This window comes from Modestobacter sp. I12A-02662, from assembly GCF_041028325.1.
Taxonomy (GTDB): Bacteria; Actinomycetota; Actinomycetes; order Mycobacteriales; family Geodermatophilaceae; genus Modestobacter.
In genome coordinates, this window is sequence record NZ_JABGDE010000003.1 from 439,093 (window position 1) to 453,239 (window position 14,147).

16 protein-coding genes and 1 tRNA gene are annotated in these 14,147 nt (G+C 75.6%); 10 read left to right on the plus strand and 7 right to left on the minus strand.

Annotated elements, in window-relative coordinates:
* Positions 1-75 precede the first annotated feature (75 nt).
* Entirely contained in the window at positions 76-936 is an 861-nt protein-coding gene (locus tag HL189_RS04930) for a UbiA family prenyltransferase (RefSeq protein WP_369132586.1), read from the minus strand.
* Between the two features lie 130 nt (positions 937-1,066).
* On the opposite strand from HL189_RS04930, the gene HL189_RS04935 reads away from it, so the two are divergent.
* Genes HL189_RS04935 through rlmB form a run of 5 tightly spaced genes read left to right on the plus strand, consistent with a single transcriptional unit; the run spans position 1,067 to position 5,101 of the window.
* A complete protein-coding gene (locus HL189_RS04935) occupies positions 1,067-1,549 on the plus strand; it encodes a CarD family transcriptional regulator (protein ID WP_091929357.1) in 483 nt (160 codons plus the stop codon).
* Positions 1,550-1,585: 36 nt separating this feature from the next.
* Entirely contained in the window at positions 1,586-2,245 is a 660-nt protein-coding gene (ispD, locus tag HL189_RS04940) for a 2-C-methyl-D-erythritol 4-phosphate cytidylyltransferase (RefSeq protein WP_369132587.1), read from the plus strand.
* A complete protein-coding gene (ispF, locus tag HL189_RS04945; RefSeq protein WP_369132588.1) occupies positions 2,242-2,739 on the plus strand; it encodes a 2-C-methyl-D-erythritol 2,4-cyclodiphosphate synthase in 498 nt (165 codons plus the stop codon). The genes ispD and ispF overlap by 4 nt, the downstream gene beginning before the upstream one ends.
* Positions 2,736-4,139 (plus strand): cysteine--tRNA ligase, encoded by a 1,404-nt coding sequence (gene cysS, locus HL189_RS04950; protein ID WP_369132589.1) that lies wholly within the window; start codon positions 2,736-2,738, stop codon positions 4,137-4,139. The genes ispF and cysS overlap by 4 nt, the downstream gene beginning before the upstream one ends.
* The gene (rlmB, locus tag HL189_RS04955) at positions 4,139-5,101 is read left to right on the plus strand and encodes a 23S rRNA (guanosine(2251)-2'-O)-methyltransferase RlmB (RefSeq protein ID WP_369132632.1); all 963 of its coding nucleotides are present in this window, start codon (positions 4,139-4,141) and stop codon (positions 5,099-5,101) included. The genes cysS and rlmB overlap by 1 nt, the downstream gene beginning before the upstream one ends.
* A 121-nt stretch (positions 5,102-5,222) precedes the next feature.
* On the opposite strand, the gene HL189_RS04960 is transcribed toward rlmB, so the two are convergent.
* From HL189_RS04960 to HL189_RS04975, 4 genes are all read right to left on the minus strand, one after another.
* On the minus strand, positions 5,223-6,503 hold the full coding sequence (locus tag HL189_RS04960) for a DUF445 domain-containing protein (RefSeq protein ID WP_369132590.1): 1,281 nt from the start codon (positions 6,501-6,503) through the stop codon (positions 5,223-5,225).
* 86 nt (positions 6,504-6,589) lie between these two features.
* Positions 6,590-8,002, minus strand: coding sequence for a S1C family serine protease (locus tag HL189_RS04965; protein WP_369132591.1), 1,413 nt, complete (start codon positions 8,000-8,002; stop codon positions 6,590-6,592).
* 121 nt (positions 8,003-8,123) lie between these two features.
* On the minus strand, positions 8,124-8,465 hold the full coding sequence (locus tag HL189_RS04970) for an ABC transporter permease (RefSeq protein WP_369132592.1): 342 nt from the start codon (positions 8,463-8,465) through the stop codon (positions 8,124-8,126).
* On the minus strand, positions 8,404-8,889 hold the full coding sequence (locus tag HL189_RS04975) for an ABC transporter permease (protein ID WP_369132593.1): 486 nt from the start codon (positions 8,887-8,889) through the stop codon (positions 8,404-8,406). Before HL189_RS04975 ends, HL189_RS04970 begins: the two co-directional genes overlap by 62 nt.
* Before the next feature lie 188 nt (positions 8,890-9,077).
* Between HL189_RS04975 and HL189_RS04980 the strand changes: the two genes are divergently transcribed.
* The 3 genes from HL189_RS04980 (at position 9,078) to HL189_RS04990 (ending at position 10,157) form a co-directional block, all read left to right on the plus strand.
* Positions 9,078-9,734, plus strand: a complete 657-nt coding sequence (locus HL189_RS04980) for a hypothetical protein (protein WP_369132594.1) — start codon at positions 9,078-9,080, stop codon at positions 9,732-9,734.
* Positions 9,735-9,790: 56 nt separating this feature from the next.
* A tRNA-Thr gene (locus HL189_RS04985) sits at positions 9,791-9,862 on the plus strand.
* Positions 9,863-9,950: 88 nt separating this feature from the next.
* Positions 9,951-10,157 (plus strand): dodecin, encoded by a 207-nt coding sequence (locus HL189_RS04990; protein WP_222262557.1) that lies wholly within the window; start codon positions 9,951-9,953, stop codon positions 10,155-10,157.
* Positions 10,158-10,231: 74 nt separating this feature from the next.
* Here the strand turns inward: HL189_RS04990 and HL189_RS04995 are convergent, their stop codons facing one another.
* Both HL189_RS04995 and HL189_RS05000 read right to left on the minus strand, forming a co-directional pair.
* Positions 10,232-10,630 (minus strand): DUF5313 family protein, encoded by a 399-nt coding sequence (locus HL189_RS04995; protein WP_369132595.1) that lies wholly within the window; start codon positions 10,628-10,630, stop codon positions 10,232-10,234.
* Positions 10,631-10,649: 19 nt separating this feature from the next.
* Complete coding sequence (locus HL189_RS05000; protein ID WP_369132596.1) at positions 10,650-12,302, minus strand: Na+/H+ antiporter; 1,653 nt, start codon at positions 12,300-12,302, stop codon at positions 10,650-10,652.
* 149 nt (positions 12,303-12,451) lie between these two features.
* On the opposite strand from HL189_RS05000, the gene rarD reads away from it, so the two are divergent.
* Both rarD and HL189_RS05010 read left to right on the plus strand, forming a co-directional pair.
* Positions 12,452-13,366, plus strand: a complete 915-nt coding sequence (gene rarD / locus HL189_RS05005) for an EamA family transporter RarD (protein ID WP_369132597.1) — start codon at positions 12,452-12,454, stop codon at positions 13,364-13,366.
* A gap of 111 nt (positions 13,367-13,477) precedes the next feature.
* A complete protein-coding gene (locus HL189_RS05010; protein ID WP_369132598.1) occupies positions 13,478-13,843 on the plus strand; it encodes a DUF3263 domain-containing protein in 366 nt (121 codons plus the stop codon).
* Positions 13,844-14,147 lie beyond the last annotated feature (304 nt).

The window sequence follows — 14,147 nt, forward strand, 5'->3', positions numbered from 1 at the left end:
CCGTCGCGGCCGCTGGTGCACCTGGGACGGAGCCGGCGCCGCCGGCTCGACATCCGGGAGCGGGCTGGGTGCCGACTACGTCAGCGACGCCCCGCCGACCAGGAGCAGGACGACGTCGAGCACGGTCAGCAGCAGCACGGCGGGGAACGCCAGCCGCCGCGCCCGGGGCCTGCCGGCGAGCGCGGCGAGGACGACGGCCGGCGCGGCCAGCGCGCACACCAGCCAGCCCAGGGGCGTCGGCGGCCCGGCCGGACCGAGCACCAGCAGCAGGGACGCCGCTCCGAGGAACAGCGCCCCGGCCACCGCGGAGGCGACCGGCCCGACCCGGTGGGGGAGCCCGCGGACGCCGGTGGCCAGGTCGTCGTCGACGTCGGGGGCCACGTTGGCCACGTGCGCCGCCCCGCCGAGCGCGGCGCCCGCCGCGACCAGCCACCAGGGCGCCGCCGCGCCGCCGGGTGCGGCGGCGACCACGCCAGCGGGGAGCGCGCCGAAGCCGGTCAGGTAGGGCACGGGGGAGAGGGCCGTCCGCTTGAGGCCCAGGTCGTAGGCCCAGCCGCTGGCCACGAGCACCAGGAGGAGCAGGCCGGGCACGACCCCGAGCAGCAGCGAGAGGACGACGGACACCGCCAGCGCGGTGAACGCCCCGGTGCGCAGCTCGGCCGGGGTCACCACGCCCTGGACGACGGGCTTGTCCGACCGTGCCACGGCCCGGTCCCGGTCGGCGTCGAGCCAGTCGTTGCACCAGCCGATCGAGGCCTGGCCGGTGAGCACGGCCGCGCCCACCAGCGCGGTGCGCGCCGGGCCGGCGCCGGCCGCGACGGCGAGCAGCACGGCGACCGCCGTGACCGCCAGCGCGGGCTCCAGGTGGGTCGCCCGGGCGAGCGCCGCCGCCGTCCGCAGGGCGCTCCGCGGATCGGCGACGTCCCGTCCAGGCACACCGACCCCCTCCCTGTCAACCCCGCGTTGACCTCGGCCGAGCCGCTGACCTGCGCGTTTGCCGGCCGTCGACGAGCCGGGCGGCATTCTGCCGTGGTATCCTGGTCTGAGCGAAAGGGGTCACACACACATGGGCTTCACTGTCGGCGAGACCGTCGTCTACCCGCACCACGGCGCTGCGCTCATCGAGGCGATCGAGAAGCGGACCATCAAGGGCGAAGAGAAGGCCTACCTCGTGCTCAAGGTCGCCCAGGGCGACCTGACCGTACGCGTTCCGGCTGACAACGCGGAGATCGTGGGCGTCCGCGACGTCGTCGGTCAAGAGGGCTTGAACCGGGTCTTCGAGGTCCTGCGTGCCCCCCACACCGAGGAGCCGACCAACTGGTCGCGCCGGTACAAGGCCAACCTCGAGAAGCTCGCGTCCGGTGACGTGAACAAGGTCGCCGAGGTCGTGCGTGACCTCTGGCGGCGCGACAAGGACCGCGGCCTGTCCGCGGGCGAGAAGCGGATGCTGTCGAAGGCCCGTCAGATCCTGGTCAGCGAGCTCGCGCTCGCCGAGGGGACCAACGAGGACAAGGCCGAGGTGCTCCTCGACGAGGTCCTGGCCTCCTGAGCGACCCCGCTCCACGTAGCCACCCAGACCACTCCCGTGCACGCTGTCGGCATCGTCGCAGCGGCCGGGAGTGGTCTGCGTCTGGGGGCGGAGCTGCCGAAGGCGCTGGTCCGGCTCGGTGGCCGGCCGCTGGTCTGCTGGGCGGTCGAGTCGCTGCGGGCCGGCGGGGTCGACGAGGTCGTGGTCGCCGTGCCGGAGCCGCAGCGGGCCGCCTTCACCGCCGTCCTGCCCGCCGACGTCGCGGTCGTGGTCGGTGGGGACACCCGCACCGCCTCGGTCCGGGCCGCGCTCGCGGCCGCCCGTGAGCTGGCGGACGTGGTCCTCGTGCACGACGCCGCCCGGCCGCTGACCCCACCCGACGTCATCGGCCGGGTGCTGCGCGCGCTGGCCGGCGGTGCGCGGGCGGTCGTGCCGGTCCTGCCGGTCGTCGACACCACGGTCGTGGTCGACGAGGGCGGCGTCGTCATCGGTGACCTGCCGCGCCCGCCGCTGCGCCGCGTGCAGACCCCGCAGGGCTTCGACCGCGTGACCCTCGTGGACGCCTACGCCCGGCTGCACGGCGACGCCACCGGGTTCACCGACGACGCGTCCGTCGTCCGGGCCGCCGGCATCCCCGTGCACACCGTCGACGGCGACGAGCGCGCCGCGAAGATCACGGTCGCGCACGACCTCGCCCTCGCGGAGCACCAGCTGTGAGCCTCCTGCCGCGGGTCGGGGTCGGCACCGACGTGCACCCGATCCAGCCCGGCCGGGCGTGCTGGCTGGCCGGGCTGGAGTGGCCGGGCGCCGACGGGTGCGCCGGGCACTCCGACGGTGACGTCGTCGCGCACGCCCTCACCGACGCCGTCCTCTCCGCCGCGGGCCTCGGGGACATCGGCGGACTGCTCGGCACCGACGACCCGCGCTGGGCCGGTGCCCGCGGGGTCGACGTCCTGGCGCACGTCCGGGACGTCCTCGCCGACGCCGGGTGGACGATCGGCAACGCCTCGGTGCAGCTGATCGGGAACACCCCGAAGGCGTCGCCGCGCCGGGCGGAGGCCGAGGCGGTGCTGTCCGCGGCGCTCGGCGCCCCGGTCAGCGTCACCGCCACCACCACCGACGGACTGGGGCTCACCGGCCGGGGGGAGGGCCGGGCGGCGGTGGCGACCGCGCTGGTGGTCCGGGCGGGGTCCGTAGACTCCGCACGGTGAGCCTCCGCCTGTACGACACGGCCGCGCGTGCCGTGCGCGACTTCACGCCCCTGCGTGCGGGACGGGTCTCCATCTACGTCTGCGGCCTCACCGTCCAGGGCCCGCCGCACATCGGGCACATCCGGTTCGCGCTCGCCTTCGACGTGCTGCGCCGCTGGCTGCTGCAGAGCGGCTTCGAGGTCACCTACGTCCGCAACGTCACCGACATCGACGACAAGATCCTCGCCAAGGCGACCGCCGCGGGTGTGCCCTGGTGGTCGTGGGCCTACGAGAACGAGCGGGCCGCCACCCGGGCGTACGAGGTGCTCGGCACGCTGCCGCCCACGTACGAGCCGCGGGCGACCGGGCACGTGCCGGAGATGGTCGAGCTCATCGAGCGGCTCATCGGCAGGGGCCACGCCTACGCCGTCGACGGCGACGTGTACTTCGACGTCCGCTCGTTCCCCGGGTACGGGGAGCTGACCGGGCAGAAGCTCGCCGACCTGCAGCCGGCCGCCGACACCGAGACCGACGAGCGCAAGCGCGACCCCCGCGACTTCGCGCTGTGGAAGGCGCACAAGCCGGGCGAGCCGGAGACGGCGTCCTGGCCCACCCCGTGGGGCCGCGGCCGGCCCGGCTGGCACCTGGAGTGCTCGGCGATGGTGCAGAAGTACCTCGGCGCGGAGTTCGACATCCACGGCGGCGGGCTCGACCTGCGCTTCCCGCACCACGAGAACGAGCGGGCCCAGTCGCAGGCGGCCGGTGACCCGTTCGCCCGGTACTGGTTGCACAACGCCTGGGTGACCCTGGGCGGCGAGAAGATGAGCAAGTCGCTGGGCAACACCGCGCTGGTCGACGAGGTCGTCCGGCGCGTGCGCCCGGTGGAGCTGCGGTACTACCTGGTCGCCCCTCACTACCGGTCGACCGTCGAGTTCACCGAGGGAGCGCTGGGGGAGTCCGCCGCCGCGTTCCGGCGGATCGAGTCGTTCGTCCGCCGCGCCGCCGAGCGGGTGGGCGACGAGGCGGGCAAGCCGGTGCTCCCGGCCGAGTTCACCGCGGCGCTGGACGACGACCTGGGCACGCCGGCCGCGATCGCCACGGTGCACGAGGTGGTCCGCGAGGGCAACACCGCACTGGCCACGGGCGACGACGAGGCGGTGGCCGGCGCCCTGGGCTCGGTGCGCGCCATGCTCGGCGTGCTCGGGCTCGACCCGCTCGACCCGCAGTGGACCGAGGCCGCAGGCGGCGGCCGGCTGGCCGACGTCACCGACGGCCTGGTGTCGCTGGCCCTCGAGCAGCGCACGGCCGCCCGCGCGCGCAAGGACTACGCGGCGGCCGACGCCATCCGTGACCAGCTCGGCGCCCTGGGCGTGCAGGTCGAGGACACCCCCCAGGGCACACGATGGGAGCTGACCACCTGATGGCCGGCAACAGCCAACGACGCGGCCGCTCGGCCGGCGCCGGCAAGAAGACCGCCACCACCGGCACCGGCGGCAAGAACCGCAGGTCGCTGGCCGGCCGGGGGGCGACCCCGCCGGCTGCGGCGCGACCGCACCACCCGGCCTACCGGAAGGCGCAGGCGTCGGCCGCCCGCCAGGACAACCGGGCCCGGGCCCAGCGCCGCAGCGAGGAGTCCCCGGAGCTGCTGCTGGGCCGCAACCCGGTCCTCGAGGCACTCCGCGCGCAGATCCCGGCGACCGCCCTGTACGTGGTCACCGGTGACACCTCCCGCGGTGGCACCGACGAGCGGATCGCCGAGTCGGTGCAGCTGGCCGCCGACCGTGGGTTGCCGCTGCTCGAGGTCGGCAAGGCCGAGTTCGACCGGATGTCCGACGGTGCGCTGCACCAGGGCATCGGGCTGATGGTGCCGCCGTACGACTACGCGCACCCGGACGACCTGCTCGACATCGCCCGCAACTCCGGCCGCGCGCCGCTGCTCGTGGCGCTGGACGGCGTGACGGATCCGCGCAACCTCGGGGCGATCATCCGGTCGGCCGCGGCCTTCGACGCGCACGGCGTGGTGGTGCCGCAGCGCCGCGCGGTCGGCATGACGGGCTCGGCCTGGCGCACCAGCGCCGGCGCCGCGGCCCGCCTCAAGGTGGCCCGGGCCACCAACCTGGCCCGCACGCTGGCGTCCTACCAGGACCAGGGCCTGCTGACCGTGGGCCTGGCCGCGGACGGCGACATGGGCATCCACGACTACAGCGGTTTCGCCGACCCGGTCGCGCTCGTGGTCGGTGCCGAGGGCGCGGGGCTGTCCCGGCTGGTCCGCGAGCACTGCGACGTCGTCGTCTCCATCCCGATCGCCCGGGACACCGAGTCGCTCAACGTCAGCGTCGCGGCCGGTATCGCGCTGTTCGCGGCGGCGACCGCCCGCAGGTGAGGAAGGACCCCCTCCTCCCCGAGAAGGACCCCGTCCTCCTCACCCCTCGCACGCTCGGGGTGAGCCTCCGGACGGGGCCATCCGAGCTCGGGGCGGGCCCCTGGAGGGGGCCGCCCGGGGTTCAGCCGAGCAGCTGGGCCACCGTGTAGATCACCAGGCCGGCCAGGCCGCCGACCACGGTGCCGTTGACCCGGATCCACTGCAGGTCGCGCCCCACCTGAAGCTCGATCCGGCGGCTGGTCTCCTCGGTGTCCCAGCGGGCGACCGTGCTGCCCACCAGCTCCGCGACGTCGCCGGCGAAGCGCTCGACGACGTAGCCGGCGATCCGCTGGCTCTGCCGCTGCACCAGCTCCCGCACCGTCGGGTCCTCCTCCAGCAGCTTGGCGCCGCGGCGGATCAGCGCGACCAGCCGGGCCCGCAGCTCGGAGTCCGGATCAGCGGCGGCGGTGACGACGGAGGCCTTCACCGTGCCCCACAGCGAACCCGACCAGTGCCGGACCGCCGGGTGGTCGAGCACCTCCTCCTTGAAGTGCTCCACGCGGGCGGCGGTCGCCGGGTCGGTGCGCAGCGCGTGCACGTACGCCCGCAGCCGCTGGTCGTAGCTGCGGCGCAGCTCGTGGCGGGGGTCCTCGCCGACCTCGGCCAGGAACCGCTGCAGCAGGTCGAAGACCCGGTCGAACACCCGGTCGTCGACCCAGTCGGGCACCCAGGCCGGCGAGGCGTCCCCGAGGCGCGCGCGGAAGACGACACGGTTCTCGGACAGGAAGCGGGACAGGCCCATCAGGCCCGCGGACAGGACCTCCTGGTGGCGGTCGCCGTCGATCGCCAGCTCGATCACCCGGGCCAGCGCCGGGGCGGCCGGGGTCTCCCGCAGCTTCCGGTCCACGAACGCGGCCACGGCGGGCTGGACGTCGTCGTCGGCGATCAGGTCGGCGACCGCGCCCAGCGCGGCACCGGCGTCGCCGGCGAGCCGCTCGGCGCGGCCGGGCGCGGCCAGGAAGGCCCCGATCCGGCCAGGGACGTCGACGTGCGCGATCCGCTGCTCGACCACCGCGGGGGTCAGGAAGTTCTCCTGCACGAAGGTGCCCAGGCTGGCGCCGATCTGGTCCTTCTTGCGCGGGATGATCGCGGTGTGCGGGATCGGCAGCCGCATCGGGTGCCGGAAGAGCGCGGTGACGGCGAACCAGTCGGCGAGCGCGCCCACCATGGACGCCTCCGCGGTGGCCCGCACGTACCCGACCCAGGCGCCGGTCTCCTCGCCGAGCAGCACGCAGACCAGGAAGACCACGGCGGCGACCCCGAACAGGCCGGTGGCCAGCCGCTTCATCTTCTGCAGGTCGCGTGCCCGCGCCGGGTCGTCGAGCGAGCCGGCCAGGGGGACGGTCAGTGGGGAGCCGGGCACCCGCCCGAGCCTAGGTGGTGCGGACAGGGGACGACCCCGGGGCCGCGGGGGGTCGGCTCCGGGGTCGTCGGTCCATCCTGCCCTGGTCAGTCGGACGTCTCGTCCAGTGTGGCGTCCAGGGTCAGGGTCTGGTCGCCGCGCCGCACCGTGAGGGTGACCGTGTCGCCGGGCTGCGCGCTGCGGACCGCCGCGGTCAGCTCCGTGGACGTGGTGACCGGCCGGTCGCCGACGGCGGTGATCACGTCACCCGCCCGGAGGCCGGCGTCCGCGGCGGGGCTGCCCTCCTGCACCGACACCAGCTGGGCGCCGGTGGCCACCGCGGAGGCGCTGCTGTCCGCCGCGGTGCTGGCGCTGACCCCGAGCAGGGCGTGGGTGGCCGAGCCGGTGTCGATGATCTGCTGCGCGATGCGCTGGGCGGTGTTCGAGGGGATCGCGAAGCCCACGCCGATGTTGCCGCTCTGGTTCTCCTGGCCGGGCAGGCCGGAGCTGGCGACCGTGGCGATGGCGGTGTTGATGCCGATGACCTCGCCCGCGGCGTCCACCAGCGGGCCACCGGAGTTGCCCGGGTTGATCGCCGCATCGGTCTGCAGCGCGTCGATGACGGTCTGCTCCTGGTCCGACCCGGTGGCCACCGCGCGGTCGGTGGCGCTGATGATGCCGGTCGTCACCGTGTTGGACAGGCCCAGGGGGGCGCCGATGGCGACGGCGACGTCGCCGACCTGCACGTCGTCGGAGTCGGCGAACGTCGCCGGGGTCAGCCCGCTGGCGTCGCTCAGGCGCAGCACGGCCAGGTCCGACGACGGGTCGGTGCCCACGACCGTGGCGTCGTAGAGGGTGCCGTCGGCGGTGCGCACCTGGACCGTTCCGCCCGACGTGCCGCTGCCGACCGAGACGACGTGGTTGTTGGTGAGCACGTAGCCGTCGTCGGTCAGCACCACGCCGGAGCCGGACCCCGAGCCCGAGCTCGCGCTGACGTAGACCGTCACGACGCTGGGGGACGCCTTGGCCGCGGCGGCGGTCGCGCTGGTCGCGGTCTCCGGGTCCTTGATGACGACGCTCTGCGCGGACGTCCCGTTCACCGTGGCGACCGGGTCGTCGTCGGTCAGCGCCATCACGCCGGCACCGGCGCCGCCACCGACCAGCGCCGCGCCGACCAGGCCGGCGGCGATGCCCAGCCGCCAGCGCCCGCCCCGGTGGGCGGGCGGACGGGGCGGGTCGGCCGGCGGCGCCTGGAAGGCCGGCGGGACGGCGCCGGTCCGACCGACCGGCCCGCTGCCCGACGGCGGGCCGGCGTACGGCGCGTGCACACCCCAGCCGGCGGGCGGCCACGGCCGGTGGCCGGTGCCCGCGGGGAACTGCTGCGTGTCCCCGGGAGCCGGGTCCTGCTGCTGCGGGGGCACCTGACCGCTCGACTGCGGGGGCGCCCAGGCGGTCCCGGCGTCCGGCGTCCGGTCGGTGCCGTGTCCGGTCTCGTCGGCCGGGCGGTTCTGCTCAGTCACTGCTGGTCCCTCCCACGGCGACGGCAGGACCTCCCCGCCGCGCTGACACCACTGTGCGCCCCGGCACTGGGCCGACCCTGGAGGTGTCCTGTGAGGTCCCTGGACGCGCCCGTGCGGCCGGTCACCCCGGCAGCGCGCCCCGGGCGACCGCCTCCACGGTCACCCAGACGGCGATCGCCTCGGCGGCCAGCAGCCCGGCGAGCACCAGGAGCTGGGCGGCTCCGGCCTGGACGGCGCTGCCCCCGCCGAGCAGCACGCCGACGAACGCGCCGGGCAGCGTCACCAGCCCGACCGTCCTGGTCTGGTCCAGGGCCGGCACCAGGGCGGTGGCCGCGACCGGGCGGGCGACCAGCAGCACGGCGTCACGGGGGAGGAACCCCAGGCTCAGCGCGGCCTCGACCTCACCCCGGCGCTGCTCGAGCTCGTCGCGGAGCCGGCGGCCGGCCAGCGAGGTGGCGGTCATGGCGCCGCCGATGACGATGCCGGCGACCGGGACCACCGCGATGCCCACGAGTGGCACCGTCCCGCTGGCCCAGCACGACACCGACGACCGGCGCCGCCCCGGCGGCGATGGCCAGCCCGCAGGCCCCCACCCGGCGGGCCGCGCCGGGGCTGCGCAGCGGACGGCGGGTGGTCCGGCCGGCCGCGGTCCCCGCCGCGACACCGAGCATGAGCAGCACGAAGGCGGCCGACAGCCACACCGAGCGCAGGACGGCGGAGAGGACGGCGGAGACGGCGGCCAGCTGGACCGTGGCCCGGACGACGGCGACGACGACCGGTCGGTCCTGGCCGAGCCCGCACAGCCGGCCGGCCGCGGCGGCGATGGCCGTGAGCGCCAGGAGGGCGACGACCAGCCCAGGTCCCAGGTCCACCACCGAGCTGCCCACGGGGCGACATGGTGCCGGTCGACATGGTGCCGGTTCCCGCCCGACCCGCTCCGGCGGCCCCGGGGGCGGGCGCCCGGCGCTCCAGGGAGTCGACGATCGACGGGCGCGATGGGCCCGGATCGGGGACCCTCGGTACCGGGCCAACCACCCCCCGTTCCTTCCCGTTCGGCAACCCCCGGAGGTCGTCGGTGTCGCGCCGCCCTGGACTGCTCGCCCGCAGCGGCATCGTCCTGCTGCTCATCTGCGCCGGTGCGGTGGCCGCGGTCGGGGGGATCTCGCTCGCCGGGTCCGGGATCCTCGCCGTCGTCCTCGCCGCCGTCGTGAGCGGCTGCCTGGCGGCGGGGATCGCCCGGGACACGCCGTCCCGGGGGCGCCGGCCGGCCGAGGTCGCCTGGCGGGCGGCGGTCACCACGGTCGCCGTGCTGCTGGTCCTCAACGGCCTGGTGGTGGTCGCCGGCAGCGCGATCACCTCGGGACTGGTCGGCGCCGCCGTGCTCGCCGTCGTGGCGCGCTGGGCCGTCCGGGTGGCGCGGGAGGAGCGCCGGTCGGGAACGGTGGTGGCCGTCGTCCCGCTGGACGCCCCGGGCGACGTCCGCAGCCTGTCCGTCCCGGAGCTCGGCCGGGAGTGGGTGCGCACGTCGGCCGTGCTCCGCGAGGTCCAGGACACCGCCGTCCGGCAGGGGCTGGTGCGCCGCCGGCAGGAGGCCCTCGACGAGCTGGAGCGGCGGGACCCGGCGGGGTTCGCGCTCTGGCTGGCCTCCGGTGCCACCGTCGACGACGACCCGACGGTCTACGTCGCCGAGCGTCCCCGCGACGAGGGACCGGCGGACTCGCAGGCGGCCTGACCTCCGGACCCGGCCGCCCGGCCGGGGCCGACCGGTAGCCTCGTCGCGAGCGTCCTGCCCCATTAGCTCAGTGGTAGAGCACTCGCCTTGTAAGCGAGCGGTCGTCCGTTCGATCCGGACATGGGGCTCCTGTTGCCGTCGCGTGCCGGCCGGTGCCGTGCCAGGGTCGGGAGCGTCCGCTGCCGACCGGGCAGCCCCGCGGCGAGGAGCCACCGCATGAGCGACCACGTGTACCGGCTGAGCGAGATCGTCGGCAGCTCCACCACCAGCGTCGACGACGCCATCCGCACCGCCGTGCGGAAGGCCTCGCAGACGGTCCGCAACATCGAGTGGTTCGAGACCAGCGAGATCCGCGGTCAGGTCGTCGACGGCGACGTCGCCTACATCCAGGTGACGATGAAGATCGGCTTCCGCGTCGACTGAAGAAGGACCCCGTTGCCCCCCACGCCTCGCAGGCTCGGCGCGGGCCCCTGCAACAGGGCCGAACGGGGTCGCCGTTAGTCGAAGCTGCCGGCGCCGCCCTGCCGGTACCGGGACCGCCGCTCGGCCCGCTCGCGTTCCGCGCGCTCGGCGCGCACCCGGGCGGTGGAGCCGGGCGGCCATCCCGCCTTGACCGCCCGGTGCTCGGTCGTCTCGGTCATGTACGCGACGGAGAACAGCAGCCCGATCAGCACGCCGCCGGCGGCCGCGGACAGCCGGACCTCGAGGGTCAGCGGCGGGACCAGCAGGCACAGCGCGACGACCGGGGACAGCTGCACGAGCGCCCGGGCCAGGTGCCGCCACACCCAGGTGCGCCGGGTCGTGTCCTCGAGCACCCAGTCCGACAGCGACCGGGGGAGCCCGCCGCCGAAGGCGTACCAGACCCACTGCAACGGGTTCGGGCGTCGAGCGGGCACACCGCCACGGTAGGCCCGCTCAGAGCCGGGACACCCAGGTGTTGCGGGTCGCCGCCTCCTCGTAGTCAAGCTCGCGCAGGACCGCGCGCACGACCTCCTCGTCGACGTGGCCCTTGTCGCGTTCCTCCATGAGCACCCGGCGCTGGGTGGTGAGCACCTCCTGGCGCATCCGGTGGAACCGGCGGGCCCGGCGGCGGCCCTTCTCGGCCTCGTCCTCCTCCTCGGCCCGGACCGCCTGGGTCATCGTGCGGGTGCGGGCCAGCAGGGGGCCGCGGATCCGGTCGGCCCAGGTCCGCAGCCGCTCCTCGTCGACCTTCGGGGAGAGCTCGGCCACGAGCTGGTCGACCCGCTGCAGCGCCGCCGCGGTGGCCCGCTCCTGCAGGTGCAGCTCCTCCTCGGCGTCCCGTTGCGGCTGGTCGAGGTCGCGCACGCCGAGGCGTCGGATCAGCCCGGGGAGGGTCAGGCCCTGCAGCAGCAGGGTGCCGATCGTGACGGCGAAGGCGAGGAACTGCAGCGCCTCGCGGTCGGGGAACGGGCCGCCGTCGACCGTCCTCGGCAGGGCGGCGGCGACCGCGAGGGTCACCACCCCGCGCATCCCCGTCCAGGAGATGACCACCTGGTGCGTCCATGGCGGCCGTTCCGGCGGCCGCCAACCCTCCGGACCCGGCCGGGGAGTCCGGCGCAGCGCCTCGAGGCCGAAGACGAAGACCACCCGGACGACGATGACCGTGACCAGCACGGCCACGGCGGCGCCGAGCAGCGAGGTCCCGGACCGGTCGGACTCCTCGATCGCCCGCAGCACGTACCGCAGGTCGAGCCCGATCAACGCGAACACGACCGCCTCGAGGAGGCAGTCCATCGCCGACCACAGCGGCTGCTCCTGCAGCCGGGTGGCGAACCCGGCCTCCGGCGAGCGGTGCCCCAGGTAGATGCCCGCCGCCACGACCCCGAGGACGCCCGAGCCGTGCAGCTCCTCGGCCAGCAGGTACGCGGCGAACGGCACGATCAGGCTCAGCACCGACTCGACCACCGGGTCGTCCAGCCGCATCCGGACGGCGTGCACCACGACCCCCAGCAGCAGGCCCACCCCGACCCCGGCCACGACGGCGAGGCCGAACGTGCCCGCCGCCGAGCCCCAGTCCAGGCCGAGCACCCCGCCGCCGGCGCCGAGCACCGCGGCCAGCGCGACCTTGTAGAAGGTCAGCGCCGCGGCGTCGTTGATCAGGCTCTCGCCGGACAGCACGGTCATCAGCCGCCGGGGGAGCCCGAGCTGGCGGCCGATCGAGGCGGCGGAGACCGCGTCCGGCGGGGCCACGATCGCGCCGAGCACGAGCGCCACCGGCGTGGGCAGCCCGGGCACGACCACCCGGGCGACGAGCGCGACGGTGACGGCGGTGACCAGGACCAGCACGACGCCCAGCTGCACGATCGGGTGCAGCAGCGCGCGGAAGCCGACGTAGGAGACCCCCAGCGCCGAGGAGTAGAGGAGTGGCGGGAGGACGACGGCCAGCAGCAGCTCGCCGTCGATCTCGACCTCGGGCACGCCCGGCAGGAAGCTGACGGCGAAGCCGACGACCACCAGCACCAGCGGGGCCTGCCAGCCCAGGCGGCGGGCGACCGCCGTCACCGCCACCGCCCCCAACGCCAACAGCAGGAGTTCCGCGCCGTCCACCGTCCCCCCTCCCGGGCCGCCGGAACGCGGCGGCGCCGGTCCATCGTCGGCGGTCCGCGTCCGGCGGGCAGGACGAGGCGGCGCACGTCCCGTCCCGCCGCTGACCAGGTCGTGAGCCGCGCTCACAATCCGGCGGGTACGGTGCGGCGGTGGACGAACGGCGCGCAGGGGTGGGGGCCGGACTCGGCGCCTACGCCCTGTGGGGGCTCTTCCCGCTCTACTTCCCGCTGCTGGAGCCGGCCGGCGGGCTGGAGATCGTGGCGCACCGGGTGGCGTGGTCGCTGGTGTTCGTGGGGCTGCTGCTCACCGTCCGCCGCAACTGGGACCAGGTCCGCGCCGCCGTCCGGCACCCCCGGTCGATGCTGGTGCTGGCCGCCGCGGCCGCGCTCATCTCGGTGAACTGGCTGGTCTACGTCTACGCGGTCAACTCGGGGCACGTGGTCGAGGCGTCCCTGGGCTACTTCATCAACCCGCTGGTCAGCGTCGTCCTCGGGGTGTTCGTCTTCCGCGAGCGGCTGCGGCGGCTGCAGTGGGTGGCCGTGGGGATCGCCGTCGTGGCGGTCGTCGTGCTGACCGTCGACTACGGCCAGCCGCCGTGGATCGCGCTGACCCTGGCCGTCACCTTCGGCCTCTACGGCCTGCTGAAGAAGCTGGTGCGCGTGTCGGCGGCACCCGGGCTGTTCCTGGAGACGGCGGTCGTCGTCGTCCCGGCGCTGGTCGTCATCGGCGTCCTGGCGGGGAAGGGGGACGCCGCCTTCGGGCACGCGGGAGTCGGTCACGCGCTGCTGCTGGTGGGCTCCGGGATCGCCACCGCCATCCCGCTGCTGCTGTTCGCGGCCGCCGCGAGCCGGGTGCCGCTGTCGACGATCGGGCTGATGCAGTACCTGACCCCGCTGATGCAGCTGGGCATCGGTGTCTTCGTCTACTCCGAGCCGATGCCCCCGGCCCGCCTGGTCGGCTTCGCGATCGTCTGGCTGGCCCTGGCGGTGTTCACCGTCGACAGCCTCCGGGCGGCCCGCACCGCCCGGCGGGCTCCGGCGGACCAGGTGCCGGCCGTCGTCTGAGCAGCCGGCGCGCGCGGCGGCCGCGGACTGTCAGAGGCCCCGTCTACCGTCGACGACGACCCACCTGGGAGCGCCGCCGCGGCGGGCCCGACGAGGCGAGAGGCACTTCTGATGAGCACCGACACCGCGTTCGCCGACCCCGGGACCGAGCCGGTCGGGCAGCTGCCCGAGGGCGGTGCCGGTGGTGCGGATGAGGCGGTCGAGGTCGCCGGGACCGTGGACCTGCCCGCCCGCGAGCGCGAGATGCTGGCCTTCGAGCGCCAGTGGTGGCGGTACGCGGGGGCCAAGGAGGCGGCGATCCGCGAGCGCTTCGGACTGTCCGCCACCCGCTACTACCAGGTGCTGAACGCCCTGGTCGACCGGCCGGAGGCGCTGGCCGCCGACCCCCTGCTGGTCCGCCGGCTCCGGCGCATGCGCGCGACGCGGCAGCGACACCGTTCCGGCCAGGTCCTGCGCAGCGACCGCAGACCCGGCTAACCTCTGTCACCGTGGGGAGGCATGCGGCATCAGCGAGTGAGGGCATCCAGCCGGAGGTCGCGCCGGGGACGGGGCGCCGTCGGGCCGACGAGCGCGCTCCCCGGATCGCCGCCCCACCGGCAGGTGAAACCGCCACCGACATCCGGCGGCCGGCCACCGTGGTGACCGACCCCCCGGCGTTCTGCGCCGACGACCGGCCCGCCTCCCGGGGTGCCGGCCTGCCCGGGTCCGCGAGCCCGACCGGGACGGCCGCGCCGCGCGCCGGCCGGGCCGACCGCCGCCGTGGCGGGTTGCTGCCTGACGC